At 59.7% G+C, this 26,443-nt stretch carries 19 protein-coding genes; 8 read left to right on the forward strand and 11 right to left on the reverse strand.

Annotated elements, in window-relative coordinates; translation table 11 throughout:
• Window positions 1-21: 21 nt before the first annotated feature.
• The gene (locus EM858_RS09035; RefSeq protein ID WP_127756490.1) at window positions 22-4,782 is read right to left on the reverse strand and encodes an NAD-glutamate dehydrogenase; all 4,761 of its coding nucleotides are present in this window, start codon (window positions 4,780-4,782) and stop codon (window positions 22-24) included.
• Window positions 4,783-5,324: 542 nt separating this feature from the next.
• Between EM858_RS09035 and EM858_RS09040 the strand changes: the two genes are divergently transcribed.
• Window positions 5,325-5,894 carry a CarD family transcriptional regulator gene (locus EM858_RS09040; protein ID WP_003505223.1) on the forward strand — a complete coding sequence of 190 codons (570 nt, stop codon included), beginning with the start codon at window positions 5,325-5,327 and terminating at the stop codon, window positions 5,892-5,894.
• Window positions 5,895-5,966: 72 nt separating this feature from the next.
• Here EM858_RS09040 and EM858_RS09045 read toward each other — a convergent pair whose 3' ends face one another.
• The gene (locus tag EM858_RS09045; protein ID WP_127756614.1) at window positions 5,967-6,470 is read right to left on the reverse strand and encodes a L,D-transpeptidase; all 504 of its coding nucleotides are present in this window, start codon (window positions 6,468-6,470) and stop codon (window positions 5,967-5,969) included.
• Between the two features lie 286 nt (window positions 6,471-6,756).
• On the opposite strand from EM858_RS09045, the gene EM858_RS09050 reads away from it, so the two are divergent.
• Both EM858_RS09050 and EM858_RS09055 read left to right on the forward strand, forming a co-directional pair.
• A complete protein-coding gene (locus tag EM858_RS09050; protein ID WP_003505216.1) occupies window positions 6,757-7,440 on the forward strand; it encodes a response regulator transcription factor in 684 nt (227 codons plus the stop codon).
• Window positions 7,441-7,587: 147 nt separating this feature from the next.
• A complete protein-coding gene (locus EM858_RS09055) occupies window positions 7,588-8,043 on the forward strand; it encodes a cyclic nucleotide-binding domain-containing protein (protein WP_080815512.1) in 456 nt (151 codons plus the stop codon).
• A gap of 20 nt (window positions 8,044-8,063) precedes the next feature.
• Here the strand turns inward: EM858_RS09055 and EM858_RS09060 are convergent, their stop codons facing one another.
• The 6 genes from EM858_RS09060 to tesB form a co-directional block, all read right to left on the reverse strand.
• Window positions 8,064-8,867: an exodeoxyribonuclease III gene (locus EM858_RS09060; RefSeq protein WP_080815514.1), complete on the reverse strand. Its 804-nt coding sequence runs from the start codon at window positions 8,865-8,867 to the stop codon at window positions 8,064-8,066.
• 161 nt (window positions 8,868-9,028) lie between these two features.
• Window positions 9,029-9,754 (reverse strand): outer membrane lipoprotein carrier protein LolA, encoded by a 726-nt coding sequence (locus EM858_RS09065; protein WP_052025744.1) that lies wholly within the window; start codon window positions 9,752-9,754, stop codon window positions 9,029-9,031.
• Window positions 9,755-9,804: 50 nt separating this feature from the next.
• A complete protein-coding gene (locus EM858_RS09070) occupies window positions 9,805-12,471 on the reverse strand; it encodes a DNA translocase FtsK (protein ID WP_164865376.1) in 2,667 nt (888 codons plus the stop codon).
• Between the two features lie 214 nt (window positions 12,472-12,685).
• Window positions 12,686-14,032: an ammonium transporter gene (locus EM858_RS09075; RefSeq protein ID WP_127756492.1), complete on the reverse strand. Its 1,347-nt coding sequence runs from the start codon at window positions 14,030-14,032 to the stop codon at window positions 12,686-12,688.
• Between the two features lie 29 nt (window positions 14,033-14,061).
• Window positions 14,062-14,412 (reverse strand): P-II family nitrogen regulator, encoded by a 351-nt coding sequence (locus tag EM858_RS09080; RefSeq protein WP_004444057.1) that lies wholly within the window; start codon window positions 14,410-14,412, stop codon window positions 14,062-14,064.
• 212 nt (window positions 14,413-14,624) lie between these two features.
• Window positions 14,625-15,509, reverse strand: coding sequence for an acyl-CoA thioesterase II (gene tesB, locus EM858_RS09085; protein WP_127756493.1), 885 nt, complete (start codon window positions 15,507-15,509; stop codon window positions 14,625-14,627).
• Between the two features lie 56 nt (window positions 15,510-15,565).
• Between tesB and EM858_RS09090 the strand changes: the two genes are divergently transcribed.
• The 4 genes from EM858_RS09090 to fdxA all read left to right on the forward strand — a co-directional run bounded on the left by EM858_RS09090 (window position 15,566) and on the right by fdxA (window position 21,265).
• The gene (locus EM858_RS09090; protein ID WP_127756615.1) at window positions 15,566-16,810 is read left to right on the forward strand and encodes a ubiquinone biosynthesis hydroxylase; all 1,245 of its coding nucleotides are present in this window, start codon (window positions 15,566-15,568) and stop codon (window positions 16,808-16,810) included.
• Window positions 16,811-17,266: 456 nt separating this feature from the next.
• Window positions 17,267-20,347, forward strand: coding sequence for a helicase-related protein (locus tag EM858_RS09100; RefSeq protein ID WP_127756494.1), 3,081 nt, complete (start codon window positions 17,267-17,269; stop codon window positions 20,345-20,347).
• A gap of 4 nt (window positions 20,348-20,351) precedes the next feature.
• Window positions 20,352-20,768, forward strand: a complete 417-nt coding sequence (locus EM858_RS09105) for an RNA-binding S4 domain-containing protein (protein ID WP_127756495.1) — start codon at window positions 20,352-20,354, stop codon at window positions 20,766-20,768.
• Between the two features lie 158 nt (window positions 20,769-20,926).
• On the forward strand, window positions 20,927-21,265 hold the full coding sequence (gene fdxA / locus EM858_RS09110) for a ferredoxin FdxA (protein ID WP_003520294.1): 339 nt from the start codon (window positions 20,927-20,929) through the stop codon (window positions 21,263-21,265).
• A 75-nt stretch (window positions 21,266-21,340) separates the two neighbouring features.
• Here the strand turns inward: fdxA and holA are convergent, their stop codons facing one another.
• Genes holA through leuS form a run of 3 tightly spaced genes read right to left on the reverse strand, consistent with a single transcriptional unit; the run spans window position 21,341 to window position 25,558 of the window.
• Window positions 21,341-22,378 (reverse strand): DNA polymerase III subunit delta, encoded by a 1,038-nt coding sequence (holA, locus tag EM858_RS09115; RefSeq protein WP_127756496.1) that lies wholly within the window; start codon window positions 22,376-22,378, stop codon window positions 21,341-21,343.
• A gap of 11 nt (window positions 22,379-22,389) precedes the next feature.
• A complete protein-coding gene (gene lptE, locus EM858_RS09120) occupies window positions 22,390-22,935 on the reverse strand; it encodes an LPS assembly lipoprotein LptE (protein WP_164865377.1) in 546 nt (181 codons plus the stop codon).
• Window positions 22,928-25,558 (reverse strand): leucine--tRNA ligase, encoded by a 2,631-nt coding sequence (gene leuS / locus EM858_RS09125; RefSeq protein WP_127756497.1) that lies wholly within the window; start codon window positions 25,556-25,558, stop codon window positions 22,928-22,930. Before leuS ends, lptE begins: the two co-directional genes overlap by 8 nt.
• A gap of 193 nt (window positions 25,559-25,751) precedes the next feature.
• Here leuS and EM858_RS09130 point away from each other — a divergent pair, with 193 nt between their 5' ends.
• Window positions 25,752-26,411: a YggS family pyridoxal phosphate-dependent enzyme gene (locus tag EM858_RS09130; RefSeq protein WP_164865378.1), complete on the forward strand. Its 660-nt coding sequence runs from the start codon at window positions 25,752-25,754 to the stop codon at window positions 26,409-26,411.
• Window positions 26,412-26,443: the final 32 nt, after the last annotated feature.

A 26,443-nucleotide genomic window follows, 5' to 3' on the forward strand; every position in this document is an offset into this window, starting at 1 on the left:
GGCGTTTTTTAAGGCTGCCGATCAGCGTGCCTGAACGATATCGCCCAGCAGCCCGGCCGCGACCGTCAGACGGGCAAGGTTGGTATCGCCGCTGTCGCTGAGCGCGCCGAGTTCGGAGACGATGCGGTTGACCCGCACGCGGTCCGCCGCATACCAGGCCTGAACCGGGTCCTTCTCCTTCGCATGCTCGGTAAGCGCTGAGATGACGATCCGGCGTCTCGACGAGGAGATCTGGTCCTGGCTGCGCAGGAGAGCCAGGCTCTCGTAATGATCCGCCGGGGTGATGCGCTGGCTTGCATCCAGCAGACGCGCGACGCGGAAGGTCGACGAGACGGCGGCATAGCTTTCGGCGGCGCGGGCAAGCGTGGTGCCCGCGCTTTCGGCGATGCGCATGATCTCCGGCACATAGACGAGCAGGGAAAGCGTATCGAGTTCCTCCAGAAGACCGGAAGGAACGCCGTCGATTTCCGTGACGCCGAGTTCGCGGCGATACTTCGCCGCTGCCGGTGACAGCGTCTTGATCGCGGTTTTCAGGCGCTCGATTTCGGTCGCCATGTCACCTGCGGCCGCACCCGCGCTCCCGGTTTGCAGGTAAAGCCTGCTCGCATCCGAGAAGATACGCGTGATCGTGGCATAAAGCCCGTTCTGGACTTCACCGCCGACCTTGCCGTCAAGCGCGTCGACTTCGCTCCACAGGCGTTTGAGACCGAAACCATCCTCGACGATCACGGCAGCCTTGACGACATCGGCCGCCAGAAGGCCGCTCGCATCGGCAAGTTTTTGCACGAATCCCGGGCCGCCGCGATTGACGACGGCATTGGCGAGTGCGGTCGCGACGATTTCGCGATGCAGACGATGCGACTTGATATCGTCCGCATAGTTCTTCTGCATCTTGGCCGGGAAATAATCGACCAGAAGATGCTGGAGATAGGGCTCGTCGGGAAGCGTGCTTGCTACCAGTGCATCGAACAAGGTGAGCTTGGCATAGGAGAGGAGCACGCCGATTTCCGGCCGGGTCAGCGGTTTGCCGGTGGCGTATCTTTCGCTGAATTCGGCATTGTTCGGCAGGGTCTCGACCTTGCGGTTCAGTTGTCCGGCCGCCTCCAGCGCGCCCATCAGGCGGCCGAGTTCTTCGCGGTTCGAAAGGCCCAGCCGCTCCGTCAGCGAGATCGCCAGCGATTGCAGGTAGTTGTTGCGCAATACCAGCTGCGCCACTTCCGGCGTCATGGAAGCGAGAAGCTGGTTGCGTTTCGGCATCGTCAGGCGGCCGCTGTTAACGGCGGAGGCAAGCGCGATCTTGATGTTGACCTCCACGTCCGAGGAGTTCACTCCGGCCGAGTTGTCGATGGCGTCGGAATTGCATCGCCCGCCTGAAAGCGCATAGGCGATGCGCCCCTTCTGGGTGATGCCGAGATTGGCGCCTTCGCCGATGACCTTGGCGCGCAGTTCGGTTGCGTTGACGCGGATGGGGTCGTTCGCCCTGTCACCCACCTCGGCATTGGTTTCCACCGCCGCCTTGATGTAGGTGCCGATGCCGCCGAACCACAGAAGATCGGTTGGCGCCTTCAGGATGGCCGTCATGATCTCGAAGGGTGTGGCGACGGATTTGTCGATGCCGATGGCGGCCACGGCTTCCGGTGTCAGCGTCACCGATTTTTCGGAGCGCGAGATGATCATCGCGCCGGCGGAGAGGGCCGAACGATCGTAATCCTGCCAGCTGGAACGCGGCAGTTCGAAAAGGCGCTTGCGTTCGGCAAAGGACCTGTCGGTATCGGGATCCGGATCGATGAAGATGTCGCGGTGATCGAAGGCGGCGATCAGCCTGATCTTTTCCGACAGCAGCATGCCGTTGCCGAAAACGTCGCCGGACATATCGCCCACGCCCGCCACCGTGAAGGGGGTGGTCTGGATGTCGGTGTCCATTTCACGGAAATGGCGTTTCACCGTTTCCCAGGCGCCGCGGGCGGTAATGCCCATCTTCTTGTGGTCGTAACCGGCGGAACCGCCCGATGCGAAGGCGTCGTCCAGCCAGAAACCGGCCTCATGGGCAAGACCGTTCGCCGTATCGGAGAAGGTTGCCGTTCCCTTGTCGGCGGCGACGACGAAATAGGGGTCGTCTCCGTCAAGCCGCAGCGTGTCGGCTGGCGGCACGATGGCATCGTCGACGATATTGTCGGTGATGGACAGCAGGGTGCGGATATAGGTCTTGTAGGCCTCGCGGCCGGCGTTGAACACCTCGTCGCGGGAGCCGCCGGCGGGCAGGTTCTTCGGGAAGAAACCGCCCTTGGCGCCAACCGGCACGATCACCGCATTCTTGACCTGCTGCGCCTTCACGAGGCCGAGCACTTCGGTGCGGTAATCCTGGCCGCGATCCGACCAGCGCAGACCGCCGCGTGCCACCTTGCCGAAGCGCAGATGCACGCCTTCGACTTCTGTTCCGTAGACGAAGATTTCACGGAAAGGCCGTGGGTCGGGCAGGCCGTCCAGATGCTTGGGATCGAACTTGAAGGCCAACAGGTCACGCGGCGTACCATCGGCATTTTTCTGGAAGTAGTTGGTGCGAAGCGTCGCGTCGATGGCGTTGACGTAACGCCTGAGCGTGCGGTCCTCGTCGAGATTGGGAACGCCGCTCAATGCCGCTTCGATCGCCTTGTGTATTTCGGCGAGCTTCTTCAGCCGCTTCTTTTCATCGACGGACGGATCGAAGCCGGCCTTGAACAGCGCGAAAATATTGCGGGAAATCGCCGGATACTTATAGAGCGTTTCGGAAATATGCTCCTGCGAATAGACGATGCCGGTCTGGCGGAGATAACGCGCATAGGCGCGCAGCACGGAGACTTCGCGCACGGTGAGGCCGCAGGCGAGGATCAGGCGGTTGAAATTGTCATTGTCGACCTTGCCGGAGAAGGCGGCGAGGAACGCTTCTTCGAGTTTCTGCCCATACTGCGGCAGATCGAGCGTCGTTCCCTTGGCGACGGACAGTTCCATGTCGTGCAGTACGATGTCGCGCTTTTCGCCGTCCGAAACGACGCCGATATCGAAGGTGCGTTCGCTGATGACGTTGAAACCGAGATTTTCGAGCAATGGCACGCGGCGTGAAAGCGGCAGGTGGCCGTCGCGGTGGAAAATCTTCAGCGACAGCGTTTCCGCCGACTGACCTTCCTGCTGGTAAAATTCGATGCGAACCGGTTCGCCCTTCGCGGCGCCGAGAATATCCGGCATGTCGCCGATCGCTTCTTCCGGCGTGAAGGCTTCCTGATAGGCCTGATCGACCTCAAGCACCGGTGCACCCGGCTCGGAAAGGGCGACGAAATGGTCTATCCAGCGCGCCGCAATGTCACTGACGGCGTCTTCGAGCCTGTCCTGGGCGATGCGCGGCGTCTTGCCTTCCGTGCGGCCGACGATGAAATGGACGCGGGCGACGGCGCCTTCGGGGAAGGCGGGGTAATAGGCGGAAATATGCCCGTCATAGACCCTGCTCAGATAGTCGCCGATCTTCTCGCGCACATAGGAATTATACTCCTCGCGCGGAACGAAGATGATGGCGGAAACGAAACGGTCGAAACGGTCGATACGTGCAAGCACGCGCACGCGCGGCCGGTCGCTCAGTTCCATGATCTGCTCGACGAAGCGGATCAGAAGATCGGTTTCGATCTGGAAGAGGTCGTCACGCGGATAGGCTTCCAGCGTGTTCTGCAGGATGCGGCCGGAGTGGCTGTTCGGATCGAAGCCGAAATGCCGCTCGACTTCCGCGACCTTGGCACGCAGCAGCGGTATCTGCTTGACCGAGCGCGTATAGGCGGTGGCGGTGAAGAGGCCGACGATGCGCAGTTCGCCGATGACATTGCCGTCCTCGTCGAAGCGCTTGATGCCGATGTAATCCATATAGGCGCGGCGGTGCACGATGGATTTCACATTGGCCTTGGTGACGATGAGGAAATCCGGGCCGTCGAGGAAGGCAAGGATTTCGGGCGTCGTCGTCACGGCGTTCTTTCCGAGGCGCAGCACGCGCACGTCCGGATCGCTGAGGCTGCCGAGACCGACGCCATCACCGCGCTCGATCTTCGCGTTCTTTCCCTTACCGGAATAGGTGTAGTCGCGCATGCCGAGGAAGGTGAAATTGTCGTTGCGAAGCCAGTTGAGGAATTCGACGGCTTCCGCACGCTCGGTCTTGCGCCGTGACGAACCGCGTTTGGACAATTCATCCAGCGCCTCGTCGAGTTTCGCCAGCATGGGCCGCCAGTCGCGATAGGCGAACTGGACCTGCGTCAGCACGAAGCGCAGTCTTTCTTCCAGCGCCGTGGCGGCTTGCGATGTGAGCGGCGCGATATGCAGCTGGATGAGGCTGATATTTTCAGCGGGATCATCCTCGGGTTCCGCAAGACGGTAGCCCGCCTGCGCGCTTTCGTCGCGCACCAGGATCGGGTGCACCGCGAGGTAAAGACCGCGATAGCTGCTGGTGACCTCGCCCATGACGGAATCGTAAAGGAAGGGCATATTGCGGCCGATAATGGTCAGGACCGTTACCGGAATATCCCGCGGCGAAACGCCCTCCACCTGGGAGATGCCGATGTACGGAGCGTCTCCGGTCCAGTGCGAAAGCGCCTCGAAACTGTGAGCGGCGCTCGCAGCCAGCATCTCTGCGGAATAATATTCTATATCGTCGGCACTTGCCCTTCCATAAAGAATACCCGGATCAAGAAATTGGACATTTTCGGCAATTGCCTGCTGGCGCGCTTTTTCGATCTGTTTTTCGCGTTTTGGATTATTTCTGTAGCCCATTTGACGTGGATTCCTCCAAAAATCACACTTTAATATAAAAAAGCATCGCCAATTTGCGGATTTTGCCTTTTCAGTCGAATCGGATATTGGCGTGGAATTACGAAGAGTTTAAGAGGCTTTCGTGTTTCTTCAGTTTGGAAACGAAATTTTTTTGCTTCTTTTGCCATGAGGGCCTGTCACGAAGCATTTTGACAGTATTTCTGCGGCTAATTTTTAGGCGGTTCTTTGGCTGCCATGTGATGTTGCGGCCACGGTCGAAGCAAATTATTGATTTGCGCCTATTTTTGTGGTACACCAACGACACTGATCCACAGCGTGGCATTTGTGTGCCCAAAAACACCACGAAAGCAACACCTCTTTTGCACGCGGTTTCCGTGACATATCGAGCGTTTACGTTATCGAACCCCGCAAGACGGGAAGGTGTGTTTTTGCGTGCACGGCTGGACCAGTGCGGAGTCACCTGACGGTTCCCCCGTCTCATCAGGGCCTGACCGACCCAACCCCGGCATCCCCGGGTATGTAACAGGGAGTTTTTAGAACGAATGACGACCCAGCAGAAGAAATCTCCAGCACATCACGGTTTCAAGACCGGTGAAGCGATTGTGTATCCCGCTCATGGTGTCGGTACCATTTCTGCAATCGAGGAACAAGAAGTCGCCGGCATGAAGCTTGAGCTTTTTGTCATTGATTTCGAAAAAGACAAGATGCGTCTTAAAGTTCCCGTCGCAAAAGCTGTCAGCATCGGCATGCGCAAGCTTTCCGAAGGCGATTTTGTCGAGCGGGCGCTGAAAGTGGTGCAGGGCAAGGCGCGTGTGAAGCGTACCATGTGGTCGCGCCGCGCGCAGGAATATGATGCGAAGATCAATTCCGGCGATCTCATCGCGATTGCGGAAGTCGTGCGCGATCTCTACCGTGCGGAAAATCAGCCGGAGCAGTCCTATTCCGAGCGTCAGCTTTACGAAGCTGCTCTCGACCGCATGGCGCGCGAAATCGCCGCTGTCAACAAGATGTCTGAAACCGAGGCTGTTCGCCTGGTGGAAGTGAACCTTGCCAAGGGCCCCAAGCGCGGCAAGACCGTCGAAGAGGACGATTCTCAGGACGAAGCCGCTTAATAACCGGCTTTTTCCCTCTAAAAAAACCCGCCTTGATGGCGGGTTTTTTGTTGCCCGATTGCAGGCTGAAATTCACAGGATGCGGATTTTCGTGCCCTTGCGCAGATGCGGCAGAACGCGCCGCATATCACGGGGATGGAGGGCGACGCAGCCCGCGGTCGGCTCATATCCCGGTCTGATCAGATGCATGAAGATTGCCGAGCCGCGGTTGCGGCTTCTCGAGGTGATATTCCAGTCGAGCACCAGGCAGACGTCATAGAGGCTGTCTTTCCGCATCATTTCTTCATGGCTCGGGGCGAAGGGCGCCTTGACCAGCCTGTTGTAATTGGGACTACGGGGCTCGTCGCACCACAGCATGGACTTCCGTGTTCGCTGCATCGGCAGTGCCGTGGCGATGCCGGGAAGGCGGTCGCCGCGATAAAACCCGTGCAGCAGGCCGATGGTGGAGATGGGAGATTTTCCGTCTCCTTCACGTTTCAATGCAGTGCGGCCATTGCATCCGATCGCGGCTGGAAAGGTGAGATGCCCGAGCTGGACGATGGCGCGGCTGATTTTCGAGGGGGCCGGCCGAACCATGAGCGTCGATGCGCGTTTACGTCGTCTTACGGGCTGGGTGCTCATGTTTTTCACGAGATTTTGCTTTGCAGGTTATTTAACGTGAAGTCATAGCACTTCGTTATATCATGGCAATGGGTTGACCTTTCATCGGCAAACCGCTGAATTGGCTGATAATTAGAGCGCCGGGCGTCTTTTGGGATGCATAAGGGACGCTCTAACTCTTTTAAACTACGCGTCGTGTCTCTCGAAAATCGAGCCTGATTTTCGGGCCGATGCGCTAAAGTAAGAAAGGCTGAGAATCCGAATGACGGCTCGCACTATCCTTCTGGTGGACGATGACGACGATCTTCGGGAGACGCTGACCGAGCAATTGTCTCCCTATGAGGAATTCTCGCTGCTCAGCGGCGCCAATGCCGCGCAGGCGATGCAAACCGCCAAGACCGCGCAGGTCGATCTTCTGATCATGGATGTCGGCCTTCCAGACATGGACGGCCGTGAGGCGGTAAAGCTGTTGCGCAAGGGCGGTTTCAAGGCGCCGATCATCATGCTGACCGGGCATGATACCGATTCCGATACTATTCTTGGGTTGGAAGCCGGGGCGAACGACTATGTGACTAAACCCTTCCGTTTCGCCGTGCTTCTGGCGCGTATCCGGGCGCAGCTGCGTCAATACGAGCAGAGCGAGGATGCGGTTTTCACCGTCGGTCCCTATCAGTTCAAGCCCAGCCAGAAGCTGTTGACGACGGAGGACGGCAAGAAAATCCGACTGACGGAAAAGGAAGCGGCGATCATCCGTTATCTCTACCGCGCCGGCAGCACCGTCGTTACCCGCGACGTCCTGCTGGAAGAGGTCTGGGGTTACAATTCCGGGGTGACAACGCACACGCTGGAAACGCATGTCTATCGTCTGCGCCAGAAGATCGAACGCGATCCGTCCAACGCTGAAATTCTGGTGACCGAGAACGGCGGATACAAGATCGTTCCCTGAGCAGGGGTCTCTTTGCACCTGTCATGTGTCCAAAGCTCACGCTACGCGTCCGAAAAGGCGCGCGGCGTTCTAGCGGCTTGTATTTTGAGGGCCGATATTGGAAAACCGCTATAGTGATGCAGGCGTTTTTCCGGAGTAACGATCGACATGGCCTTGACGGACGATATCATGCTGCTGGGGCAAGTGCCGTTATTTGCAGGGTTCAGCGATGACCAGCTGCGACTTATCGCCTTCGGTGCGGAGCGGCGCCGTATATCGGCCGGACAGACGTTGTTTCGGGAACACTCACCGGCCGAATGCGCTTTTGCGGTGACGGCTGGCCATTTCGAGCTTTTCACGGCGGGGCGGGATGGCAAGCCCGTGCTGCAGGCGACGCCGGGCAAGGGGGCGCTGCTTTCGGAGCTCGCGCTTTTCACTCTCTGCGAACGGAAGTTTACTGCCGTGGCAGTGGAGGACTCCGAAGTCATCCGCATAACGCGCATCCTCTTCCACCGGCTGGTGGAGGAGTTTCCAGAGGTTGCCGATATCGTGTCGGCGCGTATTCGCGACAATATCGCGTCGCTGGCGGCGGGTGCGGCCCGTTTGCAGAACCGCTTCGTTTGACGCCAGACAGCTACGCCTGTTCAGAAGCGGAAATGGGCGGTGACGGGAACATGGTCGGATGGCCGGTTCCAGCCGCGGGCCTCGCGCAATATGTCGATTTTTTCGAGCGAGGAACCGAGATCCTGCGAAGACCAGATATGGTCAAGGCGACGACCGCGATCAGCCGCTTCCCAGTCCTTGGCGCGATAGCTCCACCAGGTATAGATCTTTTCCGTCTCCGGCACGTTCAGGCGCATCAGATCGAGCCAGTTGCCCTTCTTCATGATGTCAAGCATGCCTTCGGTTTCGACTGGCGTATGGCTGACGATCTTCAGAAGCTGTTTGTGGGACCAGACGTCATTTTCAAGCGGCGCGATGTTAAGATCACCGACAAGAATGGACGACGTGCCGGGTAGACCATCAGCGCGCAGGGCCTTCATTTCTTCGATGAAATCGAGCTTGTGACCGAATTTCGGATTGATCGAGCGATCCGGCTCGTCGCCCCCTGCTGGCACGTAAAAATTATGCAGCCGCACGCGGCGCGATCCCACTTGGAAAATCGCCGAGATATGCCGCGCATCGCCAATGCCGCAATAATCCTGCCGGTGGTCTTCGGTCAGCGGGATTTTGGAGGCGATGGCGACGCCGTGATAGCCCTTCTGGCCATGGATGATGACATGCTCATAACCGAGCGCCTTCAGCGGCTTCATCGGAAACTCGCCATTCGGGCATTTCGTTTCCTGCAGGCAGAGAATGTCGGGTTTGTAACGTACCAGAAACTGCTCAACGATCGGCATTCTGAGCCTGACCGAGTTGATGTTCCAGGTGGTTATCGAAAACGACATGCATGTGCTCCGCTTTTACTGCCGCGAGCCGCTTGGCCCAGGACATGTTTCCGGGGCGCAGGCTTATAACATCGTGACGAAAACGGGAATGTATTTTAGCGGTAAAATGAAAAAGGCAACCGCAGGGTCGCCTTTCGAAGAACTCCTTGGGGCTTAAAGCCTCAGCCGCCTTTGCGAACTTCCTCGTAATTGATGTTGAAGACGCGTTCATCGAGGTTCACGCCGGTCTGGACGTTGAAGATCATGACGGTCGTGTCCTTGTTCTGGGCGTCGGTCGTGGTCCATTGCCTCAGATCGAAGGTCTTCGGATCGAACATCAGGGTAATGGTGGAATCGCCGAAGACGCTCTTGTCGCCCAGCACGATGGTGGTCAGGTCCGATTCTTCCTTGACGTTGCGAACCTTCTGGTTGCCGAGATCGATCTTGTCGGACAGAAGCAGGCTGAGCGGCGTCTTGGAAAGCGGATAAAGATCCCAGGTCTTCAGCTTCATATTGCCGATGACGACGTTCTTGCCGTCGGCGATAACCCGCATGGGCGAGGGGTCTTCATAATTGAACCGGAGTTTGCCGGGGCGTTCGATGTAGAATTTGCCGCCGGTCTGTTCCCCGCGTGGGCCGAACTGGACGAATTCCCCCATCATGGTTTTGACCGACGAGAAGTGGTTGGCGATTTTCTGTGCTGTCGCCGTATTGCCGGCCGCCTGGGCAAAGGCGTCAAGCGGCGACAGGCCGGCCATGATTGCGGCCATGGAAAATGCCGTCAGCACGCCACGACGCGTCACGCCGTTTTGCGGTGTGTTTGCGTTGGCCGTTTCGCCGGTGGTGAGGTCGTTCATTCTATTCTCCTTCATCGCAGCGATTGTCCGCATAAAAGGCGGCGGCTTCATGACGTTGAAAGCGTGGAATAACGTCTATCAGCCCCGCTTGGTTGCGGACGTTACCGCTCGATGATGTCTGCTTCCGTCGGTACGAGTATTTCGCGTTTTCCGGCGTGGTTGGCGGGGCCGATAATGCCCTCCTGCTCCATGCGCTCGATCAGCGAGGCGGCGCGGTTATAGCCGATGCCGAGACGCCGCTGCACATAGGAGGTGGAGGCTTTGCCATCGCGAAGCACGACGGCTACGGCCTGATCGTAAGGGTCCTCGGAATCGGAGAAACTGCCGGCGCCGGCTGGGCCGCCGCCATTGCCTTCCTCGTCGTCTTCCTCGGTAATCGCTTCCAGATATTCCGGGGCTCCCTGTGTCTTCAGATAGGCGACGATCTCTTCCACCTCGTTGTCGGAGACGAAAGGACCGTGCACGCGCTGGATGCGCCCGCCGCCTGCCATATAGAGCATATCACCCATGCCGAGCAGCTGCTCGGCGCCCTGCTCTCCAAGGATGGTGCGGCTGTCGATCTTCGACGTCACCTGGAAGGAGATGCGGGTCGGGAAGTTTGCCTTGATCGTGCCGGTGATGACGTCGACGGAGGGGCGCTGGGTGGCCATGATGACATGGATGCCGGCGGCGCGCGCCATCTGCGCCAGGCGCTGCACCGCGCCTTCGATGTCCTTGCCGGCGACCATCATCAGGTCGGCCATCTCGTCGATGATGACGACGATATAGGGCAGGGGCTTCAGATCGAATTCTTCCGTCTCGTAGATCGCCTCGCCGGTCTGCCGGTCGAAACCGGTCTGCACCGTGCGGGTAAGGATTTCGCCCTTGTCGAGCGCCTGCTGTACGCGGCTGTTGAAGCCGTCGATATTGCGCACGCCGATCTTCGACATCTTCTTGTAGCGCTCTTCCATCTCGCGCACTGTCCATTTCAGCGCCACGACGGCCTTTTTCGGATCGGTAACGACGGGAGAGAGCAGATGCGGAATGCCGTCATAGATCGACAGTTCGAGCATTTTCGGGTCGATCATGATCAGGCGGCACTGTTCCGGCGACATACGGTAAAGCAGCGACAGGATCATGGTGTTGATGGCGACCGACTTACCCGAACCGGTGGTGCCGGCGACGAGCAGATGCGGCATCTTGGCAAGATCGGCAATGACGGGTTCGCCGCCGATGGTCTTGCCGAGCGCCATGGCGAGCTTGGCCTTGCTGTTTTCGAAATCGCGGCTGCCGATCAGTTCCCGCAGGAACACGGTTTCGCGCGTCTGGTTCGGCAGTTCGATGCCGATGGCATTGCGGCCGGGAACGACGGCGACACGGGCGGCGATCGCGCTCATGGAGCGGGCGATGTCATCGGCAAGGCCGATGACGCGCGAGGATTTGATGCCGGGTGCCGGTTCCAGTTCGTAGAGCGTGACGACCGGGCCGGGGCGGACATGAATGATTTCGCCCTTGACGCCGAAATCCTCGAGAACGCCTTCCAGAAGGCGGGCGTTCTGTTCCAGCACTTCCTCGCTCAGCATATTGTCGCGAACGACATTCTTCGGCTCCGCCAGGAGATGGACTGTGGGCAGCTGGAAACCGTCTGCGGCGATGAAAGAGGCCTGCGCCTCCCTTGCCACGCGCTCGCTGGGCTTCGGGCGTGCGGAAGGGGCGGTTATTCTGGGCTGCCCGCGTCCCGGCGCCTGTCGGGCCGTGAATTTCTGGTCGGACTCGTCGTCGGAGAGAATGCCGTTCGGCAGCCGGCGTCCATCCGCATCGAAGGGTTGTTCGTCATCCATGTCCTCGTCATGATCTAGCGCGATGGAGGGAGGAGACATCTGGCGACGCGATGCGGCGCGTTCTTCGAAAGACGGCTCTGCGCGCTGGTCGAGGCGGTTAATCGCGGTCTTGAGGCGCGAGGGTTCGTTCAGCGTGCCGAATTCATATTCGTTGAAGTCGTAAGGATGCTCGAATTCGTCGTGCAGGGATTTAGACTTCAGGCCGAACAGGCGGCGCAGGCGCGCCTGGGTGATGTACCAGTAATGCGCCAGTGCGCCGAAGGCGAGCATATTGGCGAAGAAACCCTCGCCGTCGTCTTCGTCATCCTCTTCGGCCTCACGGGCGGCGCGGGCTTTGCTGGTGGCGACGGGAGCGGCTTCTTCGCGTTCCAGCTCATCATCCAGACCGCCAACGATACCGGCGGCAAACAGCATCAGCCATGCGGCAGGCGCGGCAAATATGACACCGAGTACCGTGGCAATCGTGCCGGTGGGGTAAGCGCCGATGAAAAGGGCGGGAAAACGCAGGATCATGTCACCGATGACGCCGCCGATGCCGTTCGGCAGCGGCCATGTCACGGGGGCCGGAAAACAGCCGAGCGAGGCGGCGCAGACGATGGCGCCTGCGACCCAGGCCACGAGGCGAACGGGTATGCGGTGGAATTTGCGGCCGGCGATCAGCGCGATCGCCCAGGCGATGACGGGTAGGAGCGAAATGATTGCGGAAAGCCCGAGGAATTGCATCACGATATCGGCGAAAATCGCACCGCCGTAGCCCAGAAGATTGGTGGGCTGGTTTCCTGTCGCGTAGGAGAGGCTCGGATCCGCGACATTCCATGTCGCGAGCGCGGCGATGCCCAGTGCAATCGTGGCCAGCAGAGCGAAACCGGCGAGAGCCATGATCTGACGCACGAAAAACGCCGTCAACACGAAGCGCGTGTGACGACCATCGAATGTCGGAGAATGCATTCTGCCCATGTCCCTGAACCCGTCGTTTTATGGTTTCGGCAAGATCCGGCAGGAGACCTGATCCCGGATTGACAGGGAAAACTAACCGCTTGCTGGTTAATGTCGTGTTAACCATGCGGTTTTTTGAGGCGCTTCGGCTTTACGGCAAAGAAAAAGGCCCGCCGGAGCGGGCCTTCTTTTGGGAGAGGGGATGGAGAACCCCTTTTCCCGGATATCAGGAGTGGTAGGCGGCTTCGCCGTGGGTTGCGAGGTCGAGGCCTTCGCGTTCGGCTTCGACCGGAACACGCAGACCAACGATCACGTCAACGATCTTGTAGAGGATCGCGGAGACGATGGCGCACCAGACGATGGTGATGGCGACGGCGACGAACTGCGTCCAGACCTGCGAGGCGATGGAGAAGTCTTCCTTGCCTGTGCCGCCAAGCAGCGGCGAGGTGAAGATGCCGGTGCCGAGAGCGCCGATGATGCCGCCGATGCCGTGGACGCCGAAGACGTCGGCAGTGTCGTCATAGCCGAATTTGTTCTTCACCACGGAGACGAAGAAGTAGCAGATCGGCGAGACGATGAGGCCGAGAACGATGGCGCCCATCGGGCCGACGGAGCCGGCGGCAGGCGTGACGGCGACGAGACCGGCGATCATGCCCGAAGCGGCGCCCAGCATGGAGGCCTTGCCGCGGGTGAAGCTTTCAACCAGCGACCAGGAAACGATGGCGGCTGCGGTTGCGAGGAAGGTGTTCATGGTTGCGAGAACCGCACCGCCCGATGCTTCGAGGTTGGAACCGGCGTTGAAGCCGAACCAGCCAAACCACAGCATGGCTGCACCGACCAGCGTCAGCGTCATCGAGTGGGGGGCCATCATGTCCTTGCCGAAGCCGGTACGCTTGCCGACCATGATCGCACCGATCAGGCCTGCGATACCGGCATTGATGTGAACCACGGTGCCGCCGGCGAAGTCGAGAGCGCCCATGCCGAAGATCAGGCCGTTTGCATCCCAGACCATGTGAGCGATCGGGAAATAGACGAAGGTGGCCCACAGGATGGTGAAGAGGATGACGGCGGAGAATTTGACGCGTTCTGCGAATGCGCCGATGATCAGCGCCGGTGTGATGGCCGCGAAGGTCATCTGGAAGGCGATGAAGGTATATTCGTAGATCACGACGCCCTGGGAGAAGGTTGCCGAGGTGCTGTCAAGCGAAACGCCCGACAGGAACAGCTTGCCGAAACCGCCGAAATAAGGGCCGGTGCCGCCGCCAAAGGCGAAGGAGTAACCGTAGATGACCCAGACGAGCATCATGACTGCGCCGATGACCGTGCACTGCATGAGAACGGAGAGCATGTTCTTGGTGCGGACGAGACCGCCGTAAAACAGGGCGAGGCCCGGAATGATCATGAAAAGTACGAGGATCGTCGCGACATACATGAATGCGGTGTCGGCTTTTTCCGGAACGGGCGCTGCGGCTGCTGCCGGCGCGGCGTCCTGGGCAAAGGCGATGGCCGGAGCCATCAGGGCCGCCGCTGCGGCGCCCAGCTTGCCGAGCGTTGAAAACTTGTTGAGTTGCATAGCTAGAAAACTCCCCTGTCAGCCGTGCTTCAAAGCGCTTCTGTGTTGGTTTCGCCGGTACGGATGCGCACGGCCTGTTCGATAGAGTAGACGAAGATCTTGCCGTCACCGATCTGCCCGGTCTTTGCCGCAGACGCGATCGCTTCGACAGCCTTGTCGACGACGTCGGATGGAACTGCGATCTCGATCTTCAGCTTGGGAAGGAAGCTCACCGCATATTCCGTGCCGCGATAAATCTCGGTATGCCCCTTCTGGCGTCCGTAACCCTTTACCTCGGTCACGGTCAGGCCCTGGATGCCGACGCCGGTGAGCGCTTCGCGCACTTCATCCAGCTTGAACGGCTTGATAATGGCCATCACAATTTTCATCTGGTTTCCCATCCTTTGTTTTGTCCTCGGCACGGAGCCGACTCTCCTGCCGCTGGCAGATCAGTAACAGCGACTGCGGACATACATTCAAAGGGCGTGCCAGTTTTGAGTGTGTATCTAACGTATTGAAATATAAAACTTATATGAAGGGCGTCTGAAAAAGGGGCATTTGTCGCCAAAATTTGCGTCTATTAAATGTGCGATTTTCAGAAAAAGCACACTATTTAATCATTTGCCCTTTTGCGGATCAAACCCTCCTGCGCCACGGAGGCGACCAGTTCACCCTGTCTGGTGAAAATATTGCCACGGGTCAAACCGCGTGCGCCGGAAGCGCTGGGGCTGTCCTGTGTGTAGAGCAGCCAGTCGTCCAGCCGGCAGGGGCGGTGGAACCACATGGCGTGATCGAGGCTCGCCACCTGAATCGAGGGATCGAAGATGGTCGTGCCATGGGCGTAGAGCGAGGTGTCGAGAAGGGTCATATCCGACAAATAGGCGAGAATGGCCGATTGCAGGCGCGGATCATCGGGCACATCGCCGACGGCGCGGACCCAGATATCCTGCTGCGGTTCGAGTTTTTCCTTGGAGATATAGTGGGTCAGCGATACCGGCCGTATCTCTATCGGCCGCTTGTTACTCCAGTATTTGCGGATAGAAGCAGGCGCCTTGGCAAGAAACGCCGCCTGCATCTGCTCCTCGCTCATCAGTTTTTCAGGCGGCGTCACGTCAGGCATTTTGATCTGATGGTCGAAACCGTCCTCGAAAATCTGAAACGAGGCCGACATGGAAAAAATGGCCTTGCCATGCTGGATGGCGACCACACGGCGTGTGCAGAAGCTCGCGCCGTCGCGGATGCGTTCCACCTGGTAAACGATAGGCACCAGCGGATCGCCGGGGCGCATGAAATAGGCATGCAGCGAATGCACGAAACGGTCTTCATCCACGGTCCTCTGCGCGGCGATCAGGGCCTGCGCGATGACCTGGCCTCCGAAAACTCGCTGCCAGCCGATCTGTGGGCTTTCGCCCCGGAACAGGTTCTCTTCCAGCTTCTCAAGATCGAGCGTGGCGATGAGATTGGCCATCGGGTCTGACGTTTGCGAGGGATGCGACATTTTTTCGGCCTGCTCCGGCTGTAGGAAGACGTCACATGGTCTATAGTGCGCCGATGATGCGTGCACAAGATTTGAGGAGAAGCGCGATGCTGGACATAGTGGTGGCAGGCGGCGGATATGTCGGTCTTTCCGTTGCTGTCGCAATCAAGCAGGCGGCCCGGCATCTTGATGTGCAGGTGGTAGAGGCCTCTCCCGAGGATGTCTGGGCGAAGGACGTTCGCGCTTCCGCCATCATCGCGGCAGCCACCCGGATGCTCGATGTTTTCGGCATATGGAACGAGATCGAGCCGGAAGCCCAGCCGATACACAAGATGATCGTCACCGATTCGAAGACCGCCGATCCGGTGCGTCCCGTGTTCCTGACTTTCGACGGCGCCGTGGAAGAAGGCAGGCCGTTTGCCCATATGGTTCCGAACGTCGCTCTGGTGGGCGCGTTGCGAGGCCTGTGCGAGCGCCTTGGCATAAAAATCCGTCACGGTCTCAGTGTTTCCGATTTTACCGCGGGTCCACAGTCGACGGCCATTCGCCTTTCCGACGGGTCGACGCTTGAAGCGCGACTGCTGATTGCCTGTGACGGCGTTCGCTCCGCGCTCAGGGACATGGCTGGCATCAAGACCGTGCACTGGGCTTACGATCAGTCCGGTATCGTGACGACCGTTGAGCATGAGCGGCCGCATGAGGGCTGCGCCGAGGAGCATTTCCTGCCATCGGGCCCCTTCGCCATCCTGCCGCTGAAGGGAAATCGCTCTTCGCTCGTCTGGACCGAACGCACGGCCGATGCCGACAGGCTGGTAGCCTCCGACGATCTGGTGTTCGAGGAAGAACTGGAGCGCCGGTTCGGTCACAAGCTCGGTCCTCTTCGTCCGGTCGGCTCCCGCCGCGCCTTCCCATTGGGTCTGACGCTGGCACGCTCTTTCGTCGCGCCGCGTTTCGCGCTTGCGGGTGATGCGGCGCACGGCATTCACCCGATTTCCGGGCAGGGCCTCAATCTTGGCTTCAAGGACGTGGCGGCTCTCGCCGAAACCGTGGTCGAGGCCGACCGTCTCGGCCTCGATATCGGTTCGCTCAACGTTCTGGAGCGTTATCAGTCCTGGCGGCGGTTCGACACGTTGCGGATGGGCGTGACGACGGATGTGCTGAACCGGCTTTTCTCCAACGATATTGGCCCCATCCGTATCATGCGTGATTTCGGTCTCGGTGTCGTGGATCGTTTGCCGGGTCTCAAATCCTATTTCATCGGTCAGGCCGCCGGCACGACGGATGCGAATGCGCCGCGTCTGCTTGCCGGCGAGGCGCTCTGATCCGACCCTTCGTGCATGTTTCGGATCGGCTTTTCCGGGATTGCCGCTTGACAGCCGATTCCGGGATTTCCTGCCCGGAGGTTTTGCCGTAAAGTCGAATCCGGCCAAGGACTTATCCGGATTCATAATCTGGTATGGTCTGCGCCCCGGCCAACCAGATATTGCGGAGAACAAAAGCTGAATCCCGTCGAGTCAGCGATTCGTATTCGATTCGTTCGCAGACTGTTCCGCAACCGAATCGATTTCATTTTCGCCGGATTCTTTTTGTTTGTTCAACTGACTGAATCTGAAAAGAAAATTCCGTCGGTGGGTCGCCCTGCGCCACTTTGCGGGTGAGGCCTATTGCCTTTGTCTTCGGGCGTTGCCATGTGTGGTGCGTGCGGCCCCATCGGCAATGGCGGGTGCACGGCAAGCAGATGAAGTCGATTCGCGGATAGTACGTTGAATTTTCGCCCCATGATCCTGAGCGGCCGCGGTGTCACGGCCGTTCTCGGCCCCACCAATACCGGCAAGACCCATTACGCGATCGAGCGGATGGTCGCGCATGGCAGCGGTGTCATTGGCCTTCCATTGCGTCTTCTGGCGCGGGAGGTCTATACCCGTCTCGTTGAAAAGGTGGGTGCGCCGAATGTGGCGCTGATTACCGGCGAAGAAAAAATCGCACCGCCCAAGGCCAAATATTCCGTCTGCACGGTGGAAGCCATGCCGCGCGAGACGACGGCCGCCTTCGTCGCGATCGACGAGGTGCAGCTGGCGGGCGATCTCGAACGCGGGCATATCTTCACCGACCGGGTGCTGCATCTGCGCGGGCGGGAGGAAACGCTACTGCTTGGCGCCGGCACGATGCGCCCGATCCTCGAAAAGCTGCTGCCGGGAATTACCGTTGTGGAACGCCCGCGTCTGTCGCAGCTTTTTTATGCGGGACAGAAGAAGATCACCCGGCTGCCGCAACGCACGGCGATCGTCGCCTTTTCCGCCGATGAGGTCTATGCCATCGCAGAGCTGGTGCGCCGCCAGCGCGGTGGCGCTGCCGTGGTGCTGGGCGCGCTTTCGCCGCGCACGCGCAATGCGCAGGTAGGGCTCTACCAATCCGGCGACGTCGAATATCTGGTGGCGACGGACGCCATCGGCATGGGTCTCAACCTCGATGTCGACCATGTCGCCTTTGCGCAGGACCGCAAATTCGACGGCTATCAGTTCCGTAATCTCAATCCGGGCGAGATCGGCCAGATCGCCGGCCGCGCCGGCCGCCATCTTCGCGATGGCACATTCGGCGTGACGGGGCGTGTCGATCCGTTCGATGACGAGCTGGTGGAGCGGATCGAAACCCATCAGTTCGATGCGGTGAAGGTTCTGCAGTGGCGGACGAAAAATTTCGATTTTTCCTCCATCGCCAATCTGCGTCTGAGCCTCGATGCCGCGCCGGCGATCCAGGGACTTTCGCGCGCCCTGCCGGCCATCGACCAGCAGGCGCTGGAATATCTGTCGCGTTATCCCGAGATCATCGATGTGACGACGACCGATTCGCGGGTGGAAAAACTCTGGGAGGCGTGCGCGCTTCCCGACTATCGCCGCATTGCCCCTGCCCAGCATGCGGACCTGATCTCCACGCTCTATTTCGACCTCGTGAAACGCGGGGCGGTGAACGAGGATTTCATGGCCGAGCAGGTGCGCCGCGCCGACCGGACGGATGGAGAAATCGATACCTTGTCTGCGAGGATTGCGCAGATCAGAACATGGACTTATGTATCGAACCGCCCAGGATGGCTTGCCGATCCGACACACTGGCAAGAAAAGACTCGGGAAATCGAGGATCGATTGTCCGATGCGCTACATGAAAGGTTGACGAAACGCTTTGTTGATCGCAGGACATCTGTGCTCATGAGGCGCCTGAGAGAGAATGCGATGCTTGAAGCTGAAATCAGTGTAAATGGTGATGTCTTCGTAGAAGGCCATCACGTCGGCCAGTTGGCCGGGTTCCGGTTCACGCCGGTGCCGGGAATGGAAGGGCCGGATCAGAAGGCCGTGCAGGCTGCGGCGCAGAAGGCGCTCGCGCTCGAATTCGAGGCGCGTGCCGCGCGTCTGCATGCCAGTGGAAATGGCGATCTCGCTTTGAGCTCCGATGGTCTGGTTCGCTGGTTGGGCGAACCGGTTGCCCGCCTTTCGGCCGGCGACAACATCATGAAGCCACGGGTGATCCTGCTTGCCGACGAGCAGCTGAACGGCAATGCCCGTGATCACGCGCTGGCGCGCGTCGAGCGTTTCGTCAATCATCAGATTGCGACAGTGCTGAAGCCGCTGGACGATATTTCCCGCGCCGAAGACCTTCAGGGTCTGGCGAAGGGTCTGGCGTTCCAGCTCGTGGAAAATCTTGGCGTGCTGTTCCGCCGCGACGTTGCCGAGGACGTGAAGTCTCTCGATCAGGACGCGCGCGCTTCGATGCGCCGTTACGGCGTGCGTTTCGGCGCCTATCACGTTTTCCTGCCTGCGCTTCTCAAGCCCGCCCCGGCGGAGCTTGTAACGCTGCTCTGGGCTTTGAAGAATGACGGTCTCGGCAAGCCGGGTTACGGCGATCTCATTCCGGTGCTGGCCGCAGGCCGTACCTCGGTCGTCACGGATGCCAGCTTCGAGCGCATGTTCTACAAGCTCGCCGGTTTCCGTTTCCTCGGAAAGCGCGCCGTGCGTATCGACATTCTCGAGCGTCTGGCCGATCTCATCCGCCCGCTGCTGCAGTGGAAACCCGGTCAGCAGCCGCGCCCGGAAGGCGCCTATGACGGTCGCCGTTTCACGACCACGACCGCCATGCTTTCCATTCTCGGCGCGACGCTCGATGACATGGAAGAAATTCTGAAGGGCCTCGGTTACCGCGCCGATCAGGTGACGGCGGAAGAGGCGCAGGCCTTCCTCGCCAGCCACGCCGGTGCCTCTGCTCCGGCTGTCGCAGAAGCGGCGACAGCTGAAGAGGAAAGCGTCGAGACCGAGGAACACGAGCCGGCTTCCGAAGAACAGGTGTCCGAGACGGCTGCTGCTGTCGAAGGCGAAGCTGTCGAGGCGCCGGTTGCGGAGGCTGCAGGCGAAGAGGCTGTCGCAGCCGAGGCTGCGCCGGAAAGCGCTGAGGCCGCCGAGCCCAAGCCCGTTCTTCTGTGGCGTCCGGGTGGTCGCAACGAAAATCAGCGTGGCGAAAACCGTCGTCCCGGCAATCGCGGTCAGGGCCGTGGTGAAGGAGCGCGTGAACAGGGCGAGCGTCGTGGCGAAGGTCGTCGCGACAATCGTGATGGTGCAAACCGCGAAGCTGCCAATCGCAGTGGCGACGGCGAGCGCAAGCGCGATGGCGGCCGTCCGGACCGTGGCAACAACCGCAACAATGATCGTCATGATCGCGGAGAGCGCAAGGACCGGCCGGAACGCAATGACCGTGGTGGTAAGCCGCAGGGTCAGCAGCGCTTCGAAGCCAAGCCGCCGCGCAAGGAAAAGCCGCTCGATCCGGATTCGCCTTTCGCAAAGCTCGCTGCTCTCAAGGAGCAGCTGAAGAAGTAAGCCCATGGGAAGCAACGAACAGCCACTGGAAAGCGCGCGTCAGCGTCTGGACAAGTGGCTGTTCTTTGCCCGCATGGCCAAATCCCGTTCGCTTGCCCAGAGCTACATTCAGTCGGGCCACGTCAAGGTCAACGGTATTGCCATTCGCCAGTCCAGCCATGTGGTGAAGGCGGGCGACAGGCTGGAGATCGGCTTCGAGCGGATGGACAAGGTGCTCGTCGTCAAGTCCGGCGGAACACGGCGTGGACCCTATGAGGAAGCCCGACTTCTCTATGATGACGAGACGCCGCCACGGGAACCTTCCGACAGGCTGACACCTCTCGAGCAGGCATTGCGTCAGCCGGGCAGCGGGCGTCCCACCAAAAAAGAGCGCAGGGCGCTCGACAGGTTTCTGTCTGACAGCGACGGAAGCAAAGATTAGAATAAACCTCTAGGTCGCACCCCTTTTTCAGAATTGTTTATCCTTGCTATCTGTAAGCAAAGGCATTACGTCACTTGCGAAATTGCCCTGTCTGAATTCCGGGCGACGGCTTGTGTTCCGAAGCCCACAGACCCGGCCTGCATATTCTGGAGTTCATCATGACATATGTCGTGACCGACAATTGCATCCGCTGCAAATATACCGATTGCGTTGAGGTCTGCCCCGTCGACTGCTTTTACGAGGGCGAAAATTTCCTCGCGATCAATCCCGATGAATGCATCGATTGCGGTGTGTGCGAACCGGAATGTCCCGCCGAAGCCATCAAGCCCGATACGGAGCCGGGTCTCGACAAATGGCTGAAGCTCAATGCGGAATATGCGGCAATCTGGCCTAATATCACGATCAAGCGCGACCCGATGCCGGAAGCCAAGGAAATGGACGGTGTCGAAGGCAAGCTCGAACTCTATTTCTCCGCCGAGCCAGGACAGGGCGACTGAGTTTTTACGGACTGACCGCGAAACCATGATTTAAAAAGCCCTCGCAGCAGCAGCGCGAGGGCTTTTTTCTGGGCCTCATCCACCGCGGCCGGATTGCAGCGTGGTCGACAGCAATGTCAGAAGGGCCACGCTTTCCTCCAGGCTCTGCCGCTGACGGCTTTGCAGGATGGCGGCCTGCAGACGGTTCATCTCGCGGGCGATCGCCGCTGGCTGCCAGGTTCGCAGTGCTCTTTCAATGATGGGTTTTCTGCGGAAATGGATGTGGCGTCCAAGTGTCTGCATGACCTGACCGGCCTGCAGTTTTTTCTCATCCATTTCGGCCCGCATCTGGTCGAGCAACTGGAATTGCTTGAGGCACCCCTGGAGCACAAGAAAGATCGGGGTCTTCGAAGAGACGATCTTCTGCGTCGCGTGGAAAAAGGCGTTTCTGTCGCCTTTCAGAATGGCGTCGACGGCATCGTCTGCGGAAACCGTGCTGGCGTCTCCGATGATCGCCAGCACATCGTCTTCCTCGACCACGTCGGCTCCGCGGCAATAGAGCGCCAGCTTGCGGATTTCGTTGCGCGAGGCGATGCGGTCACCACCCAGGGATTCGATTAGCCTCTGTCTTGCGGCTGGCGCAATGCGCAGATTATCGGCGGAGAGTTCCTGATCGATCAATGCGTTCAATGAGCGCGCATCGTCGGCATAACAGGGAATCGCAGCGATGGAGCGCGCCGGTTCTGCGATCTTGCGCAGTCCCGTACCCTTCTTGATGTCGCCTGCTTCGATGATGAGGAAGCTCGCTTCCGGCGGTGTCTCGGCAAGAATCTGGAGTGCATCCACCAGCGCCTTTTCGGCCGAAGCACCTTTGACCCAGACGAGTTTTTCGCCACCGAAAAGGCCGATGGCATTCACTTCGTCGAGCAGACGGCCCGGGTCGCCCTGCAGATCGGATGCGCTCAGTTTCAGCGATGCGAAAGCGTCATCGGGATCTATACCGGTCTTTTTGGCGATGACGCCCGCGCGTTCCGACACGAGACCGCGATCCGGGCCGTAAAGGACGAAAACGCGAAAGCGCTCCGCCGGATTTTCGGCGAAGCGCTCAAATTCATGGGACTTTATCTCCGTCACGGCCGCCGCTCTCAGCGGCCGAGCGTGGCGGCGATATCGGTGCGGATGATTTCAGCCAGTTCCCGGGCCGCACGGTTCTCGGCGTCGCGAGTTGCCCGGATCTTGGCGAATTCCTGCTGCGGCAGGTCCACCTGCGCCGTCACGCTACGCCGTGCGGAGCGCAGGATTTGACCGTCGGAAACGCGCGTCAGCACATATTGACCGCTCATCACGACACGACCAGGGTAAGGGCCATCGTAATTGTTGTTCGCGCGGGTCGTCAGGTCGTAATTCTGCACTTCCGTTGAGGTGGCGCTCGAGCTTACGGAAATCTTGACGTTATATTGCGCCGTGGCGGGTTCGCCAGCGCCGCCGGACATCAGAAAGATCAACTGATTGCGGACTTCCTGCCCGACTCTGCCACCGGTCTCGGAGATGCTGACGGCCGCCAGCCTCTCCTTGGTTCCGGAAGCCTCCCCATAAAGCGGGCGCACCTGGCAGCCTGCCAGAAGACCAGCCATCGTCACGACGGAAATCGCTGCCGCGACGCGGCTCCATCTTGAAAAAACGTCAGACAACAATGTTCACAATCCTCTGCGGAACCACGATGACTTTCTTGGGCTCGCCACCGGCAAGAATGGATTTGACGGCATCCAGCGCAAGGGCGGCCGTTCGGACCGCATCTTGATCCGCATCGCGCGCGATTGTCAATTCGCCACGCTTCTTGCCGTTGACCTGCACGGGCATGACCACATCGTTTTCCTCGACCAGCGAAGCGACGAAGCTTGGCCACGGCGTCTGGGCGACGAGGCCCGTATTGCCCAGTGCGGACCAGCATTCTTCCGCCAGATGCGGCGTCATGGGGGCGATGATGCGGATGAGGATTTCGACGGCGTCGCGCGCGGCGGCCTTGACGTCGTCAGGCTTGCCGCCAGAAGCAACATCGGCGAGCGGACCGGCCAGCGCATTGACCAGTTCGTAGATGCGGGCGATGGCCTTGTTGAAGGCGAGCTTGTCCAGATCTTCCTGAACGGCCTTCAGCGTCTTGTGGGCCGCCTTGGAGGCCGCCAGCCCTTCGCCTTCGGTCGCAGGCTTCGGTTGGACGGTTCTCAGCTCTTCCGCCGCTTCGCCGATGATGCGCCAGACACGCTGGACGAATCGGTTTGCACCTTCCACCCCGGCTTCGGACCAGATGACGTCACGATCGGGTGGAGAGTCCGACAGCACGAAGAAGCGTGCGGTATCGGCGCCGTATGATGCGATGATATCGTCGGGGTCGACCACGTTCTTCTTCGACTTCGACATCTTTTCGATGGAGCCGATCTTCACCTCTTCGCCGGAAGAGAGCAGGAAGGCGCGGCGCGTGCCGTCGTTTTCCTCGATCCTGAGTTCGGCCGGCGGCACCCATTCGCGTGCGGTGCCTTCGCCGTGGCTATAGGTCTCGTGCACCACCATGCCCTGCGTGAACAGACCCTTGAAGGGTTCCTTGACGCCGACATGGCCGGTTTCGCGCATGGCGCGGGTGAAGAAGCGCGAATAGAGCAGATGCAGGATCGCGTGCTCGATGCCGCCGATATACTGGTCAACCGGCAGCCAGTGATTGGCGACCTTCGGATCGGTGGGTGCGTCTTCCCACGGCGCGGTGAAGCGGGTGTAATACCAGCTGGAATCGACGAAGGTATCCATCGTGTCGGTTTCGCGGCGCGCGTCATGGCCGCATTGCGGGCAGGAGACATGACGCCAGGTGGGGTGCCGGTCCAGCGGGTTGCCGGGCACGTCGAAAGTCACGTCGTCGGGCAGCTTGACCGGCAGGTCCTTTTTCGGAACAGGCACCACACCGCAGACTTCGCAATGGATGACCGGGATCGGGCAACCCCAATAACGCTGGCGGGAAATGCCCCAGTCGCGCAGGCGGAAATTGACCTTGCGCTCGGCCTGCGGCGTGTTGCCCAGCGTCTGCGCAGAAAGCTTCTGCGCCATCGCCTCAAAGGCGTCAGCCGTCTTCATGCCGTTCAGGAAGCCGGAATTGATCATCACGCCGTCATCGGTGAAGGCGGTATCATCGATGGTGAAGTTTGCAGCATCGGGGCCTTCAGGGGCGACGACGGCCACGACCGGCAGGCCGTATTTGCGGGCGAAATCCAGATCGCGCTGGTCACCCGACGGGCAGCCGAAGATCGCGCCGGTGCCATAGTCCATCAGCACGAAGTTGGCGACATAGACCGGCAGTTCCCAGCTGGGATGCAGCGGGTGCACGACCTTGACGCCGGTATCGATGCCCTTCTTTTCAGCCGTTTCGAGCGCTGCGAGCGAGGTGCCATGGCGGCGGCATTCGTCGCAGAACTCGGCAATCGCCGGGTTGTTCGCGGACAGTTCTCTCGCCAGCGGATGGTCGGCGGCGATTGCCAGGAAGGATGCACCGAACAGCGTGTCCGGCCGTGTCGTATAGACGGTGATGTCGGAGAAACCTTCCGGCACTGTCCCGGCAACCGTCTGCCAACGCAGTGACAGGCCTTCGGAGCGGCCGATCCAGTTCTTCTGCATCAGGCGCACTTTTTCCGGCCATTGGTCCAGCGTGTCCAGCTCGTCCAGCAGGTCCTGGCTGAAATCGGTGATGCGGAAGAACCATTGCGTCAGCTCGCGCTGTTCGACCAGCGCCCCGGAGCGCCAGCCGCGACCGTCGATCACCTGCTCATTGGCGAGAACCGTATGGTCGACCGGGTCCCAGTTGACCTTGGACTGCTTGCGATAGACCAGGCCCTTTTCCATGAAATCGACGAACAGCGCCTGCTGGCGGTGGTAATATTCCACGTCGCAGGTGGCGAATTCGCGGGTCCAGTCCAGCGACAGGCCCATGGATTTCAGCTGACCGCGCATGGTGGCGATGTTCTGGTAGGTCCAGTCCTTCGGGTGAACCTTGTTCTGCATGGCGGCGTTTTCGGCAGGCATGCCGAAGGCGTCCCAGCCCATCGGATGCAGGACGTTGAAACCGCGGGCGCGCTTGTAGCGGGCGACGACGTCGCCCATGGCATAGTTGCGGACATGGCCCATGTGGATGCGTCCCGACGGATAGGGAAACATCTCCAGAACGTAATATTTCTCGCGCGGATCGCTGTTGTCGGTCACGAAAACCTTGTCTTCGTTCCATTTCTGCTGCCAGCGCGGCTCGGCGTCGCGAGGATTGTAACGTTCGATGGCCATTGTTTAGAATTCCGGGTATCGAGGGGAAAAATTTGCGCTGACCTTCACCATGAAACGACCGGGGCGTCAAGTTTGGCGGGGCATTCGGGCGTTCAATCTTGGTCAGCGTGCCTCAAATGGTGCTAAACCCGCTTGGCATCAAGGCAATCGGCGTCTAGTTAGCGTTGCGAATGGTTCAAATGAAGGTCTTGTGATGGAAATCGAAGCACGTCTCGAGGATGTCAGGCAGCGCATTGCCGATGTTGCGGAAAAATCCGGACGCAAGGCGGCGGATGTTGCCCTCGTCGCGGTCTCGAAGACCTTCGAGGCGGAGGCGATTCAGCCGGTCATAGATGCCGGCCAGCGCGTGTTCGGCGAGAACCGCGTGCAGGAAGTGCAGGGCAAGTGGCCAGCGCTGAAAGAGAAGACGCCTGATATCGAGTTGCATCTGATTGGCCCGCTACAGTCCAACAAGGCGGCGGATGCCGTGGCGCTGTTTGATGTGGTGCAGAGCGTCGACCGGGAGAAGATCGCCCGCGCGCTTGCCGAGGAATGCGGCAAACAGGGTCGCAGCCTTCGTTTTTATGTGCAGGTCAATACCGGGCTTGAGCCGCAAAAGGCGGGCATCGATCCGCGTGAGACAGTTGCATTCGTCGCCTTTTGTCGCGATGAGCTGAAATTGCAGGTCGAAGGACTGATGTGCATTCCGCCGGCGGATGAAAATCCGGGTCCGCATTTTGCGCTTCTGGCGAAGCTTGCCAAACAATGTGGGCTTGAGAAGCTTTCCATGGGCATGTCGGGCGATTTCGAAACTGCCGTGGAATTCGGCGCAACGAGTGTCCGTGTAGGCTCGGCGATCTTCGGTACGCGATAAGGCTGCAAATAAAAAACCCGGCGCTGAGGCCG

Source organism: Agrobacterium sp. CNPSo 2736 (assembly GCF_004005385.1).
Taxonomy (GTDB): domain Bacteria; phylum Pseudomonadota; class Alphaproteobacteria; order Rhizobiales; family Rhizobiaceae; genus Agrobacterium; species Agrobacterium leguminum.

Excerpts from the sequence above, each read along its gene's own strand:
- fdxA (WP_003520294.1), top strand. The coding sequence starts at position 20,927 with ATGACATATGTCGTGACCGACAATTGCATCCGCTGCAAATATACCGAT.
- EM858_RS09080 (WP_004444057.1), bottom strand. The coding sequence starts at position 14,412 with ATGGGAAACCAGATGAAAATTGTGATGGCCATTATCAAGCCGTTCAAG.
- EM858_RS09090 (WP_127756615.1), top strand. The coding sequence starts at position 15,566 with ATGCGTGCACAAGATTTGAGGAGAAGCGCGATGCTGGACATAGTGGTG.
- EM858_RS09105 (WP_127756495.1), top strand. The coding sequence starts at position 20,352 with ATGGGAAGCAACGAACAGCCACTGGAAAGCGCGCGTCAGCGTCTGGAC.
- EM858_RS09075 (WP_127756492.1), bottom strand. The coding sequence starts at position 14,032 with ATGCAACTCAACAAGTTTTCAACGCTCGGCAAGCTGGGCGCCGCAGCG.
- EM858_RS09060 (WP_080815514.1), bottom strand. The coding sequence starts at position 8,867 with ATGTCGTTTTCGATAACCACCTGGAACATCAACTCGGTCAGGCTCAGA.
- EM858_RS09070 (WP_164865376.1), bottom strand. The coding sequence starts at position 12,471 with ATGCATTCTCCGACATTCGATGGTCGTCACACGCGCTTCGTGTTGACG.
- EM858_RS09035 (WP_127756490.1), bottom strand. The coding sequence starts at position 4,782 with ATGGGCTACAGAAATAATCCAAAACGCGAAAAACAGATCGAAAAAGCG.
- leuS (WP_127756497.1), bottom strand. The coding sequence starts at position 25,558 with ATGGCCATCGAACGTTACAATCCTCGCGACGCCGAGCCGCGCTGGCAG.
- EM858_RS09065 (WP_052025744.1), bottom strand. The coding sequence starts at position 9,754 with ATGAAGCCGCCGCCTTTTATGCGGACAATCGCTGCGATGAAGGAGAAT.
- EM858_RS09130 (WP_164865378.1), top strand. The coding sequence starts at position 25,752 with ATGGAAATCGAAGCACGTCTCGAGGATGTCAGGCAGCGCATTGCCGAT.
- EM858_RS09100 (WP_127756494.1), top strand. The coding sequence starts at position 17,267 with ATGATCCTGAGCGGCCGCGGTGTCACGGCCGTTCTCGGCCCCACCAAT.
- EM858_RS09055 (WP_080815512.1), top strand. The coding sequence starts at position 7,588 with ATGGCCTTGACGGACGATATCATGCTGCTGGGGCAAGTGCCGTTATTT.
- EM858_RS09040 (WP_003505223.1), top strand. The coding sequence starts at position 5,325 with ATGACGACCCAGCAGAAGAAATCTCCAGCACATCACGGTTTCAAGACC.
- EM858_RS09050 (WP_003505216.1), top strand. The coding sequence starts at position 6,757 with ATGACGGCTCGCACTATCCTTCTGGTGGACGATGACGACGATCTTCGG.
- tesB (WP_127756493.1), bottom strand. The coding sequence starts at position 15,509 with ATGTCGCATCCCTCGCAAACGTCAGACCCGATGGCCAATCTCATCGCC.
- EM858_RS09045 (WP_127756614.1), bottom strand. The coding sequence starts at position 6,470 with ATGGTTCGGCCGGCCCCCTCGAAAATCAGCCGCGCCATCGTCCAGCTC.